This is a genomic window from Streptomyces ziwulingensis (genome assembly GCF_039542605.1).
Classification (GTDB): Bacteria; Actinomycetota; Actinomycetes; order Streptomycetales; family Streptomycetaceae; genus Streptomyces; species Streptomyces ziwulingensis.
Window position 1 is genome coordinate 1 of sequence record NZ_BAABIG010000103.1, and the last position, 2,089, is coordinate 2,089.

2 protein-coding genes are annotated in these 2,089 nt (G+C 32.9%); both read right to left on the reverse strand.

What is annotated here, in order from left to right:
- A partial coding sequence (locus tag ABEB00_RS35335) for a hypothetical protein (RefSeq protein ID WP_345624835.1) occupies window positions 1-723 on the reverse strand: 723 nt, incomplete at its 3' end.
- Window positions 724-1,238: 515 nt separating this feature from the next.
- Window positions 1,239-1,763, reverse strand: a complete 525-nt coding sequence (locus tag ABEB00_RS35340) for a hypothetical protein (protein WP_345624836.1) — start codon at window positions 1,761-1,763, stop codon at window positions 1,239-1,241.
- Between the last annotated feature and the right edge of the window lie 326 nt (window positions 1,764-2,089).

Consider the following 2,089-nt stretch of genomic DNA (forward strand, 5'->3'; position numbering starts at 1 on the left):
AGAATCACCTACTTCATTTGTAGGTACTGAAAGAGATTTAGGAACTTGTTGATCAAATTTTTGATACGAACCCTGATTAGAATTAGGGTAACATACTTCTTTCCCTTTATATGATCCTACTTTAGATGATTCTCCACCGGAGCTAGATGATATCACATTAGAAGATCCTTTATTTGATTTATCTCCCTTATTTAAAATAAAATCATTGATATTACGTTCTGAAGAACCGTTAGAAAAAATATTTTCCTTTTCGGCCCCAGTAAAACCCGTACCGTAAAATAAATCTTCCTTCTTTCCTCCGACGAAGTCGGGTAAATCCTTAGAAGAATTCTGGAATAAAGAACGTAAAAAGGATAGTTTCAAATACTCAAATTTAAAATGAGTTCTAATAAAATTGAAAGAATTCATAAAAAGTGAAAAGAAACTAGTAAAAAATTGTACTACTAACCGAAGGATAGATCTGACACTAGCGAAGTATCCTTCGGCAGAAAATAAACTAATATTAAAGAACGTAAAAAGTTCATTAATAAAAACAACAAAAGAAGCCATAAAAGAATAATAACCTAAAGATAATGGATGTAAATAATCATAGAAGACATTAATATCAAAAAAATACGATATAAAAACTCTAATACCAAACCCTACCGCAAATATAGAAAAAACTTTAGAAAGATTCACTTTTGTGAATAATCTAGGTAAAAACTCATAAAAAAATCTTCTCATTTTAATATAAAATATAAATAAACAAAAACACAATACTTAAATAAAAGCTATATAAAACTTCTAGTATGAAGTCTGTACTAGGAAGTAAAGATAAAACCTTATTTAAGATAAAATAGATGGATGAGTACTACAACTGCTCCTTCGGTCGACCGAAGTCGTCCTGACTGCTCCTTCGGTCGACCGAAGGAGAAGGGCGGGCGCGTACGTAAGACTTCACACCCAACCTACACACTATCAGACTCACCCACTTAGAGAGAATAGGAATTGCACCTAAACTATCCCTGATATTACTGTTATCATCGCAAGCTCTGCGAAGTCAGTCAATAGTATCAAATCCGTTCTACTAATTAAACTATCTCTCTTGAATTTAGGAGGTATAAATTATAAATAACCTCCCTGACGACTTCGTGCGAAGCCAACCTGGCTTCCTCCCATGCTGGCGCCTGACTTAGTAGGACGCAGCTAGGAGGAGTACTTCGTCGCCGACCAGTATGAAACTAAGAATTGATATTAGATCATACCATTTGTTTTCCTAAAGGATCACGAATTTCTTTTATAGAAACTAAAATTTGTTTATCATAATCAAGTGTGACAGGAAATGTTCTCATAGTATCACATATACTTTCGTACATAAATCCAGCTACACGAGTTGACATACAAAAACTATCAAGCATTTCAATAGACCCACGACCAGCATAATACAAAATAGTTAAAGGTATATACCCAGACTGAGCATCGATATTTCTAATAAGACAACCATTATGCATGTCAAACTCAAAAACATCATCTATAACGAAATCATCGTTATAACACTCTCCCTGAACATAAAAAGTTAATGTATAAACACCTTCTTCCAAACTACCTAAAACTTTGTAAAATTCAGCTGAAAATGGAGAATCAAAACCATTAGCGCTACCATTATATTCATAATCAGGCAATTCCGGTAAAAATAAAAAACTTTCACCTGAATCGTCGAAAGTAACATTATCGGTTGATAAAAACCGCACATCGACAGGAAGACTACGAGCTTGCACCGACACTCCACCCACTTTAGTAGTTGGAACTTGCGCCTTAAATCAACCAAAAACCATATTATTTTTAAAAAATTTTTTAATCATTGTTATAAAAAAACAAACAAAAACACAATACTATTTAAAGAATAGATAACCTTTTTTTTTCTTCTTTTTAAGATTTGTCGACAAAGCTCCACCACCTTAAACTAAATTTACATAAAATAAATAACAAACCAACAGAAACCAAATTCTGACCTTTTTTGATTTATTAATAAAGACGTTGGAGCCCCTTCGTTAAATTTAGATAGAAAATATAACCAAATCGATAAAACTAGACGGTCACGCTTTCTACC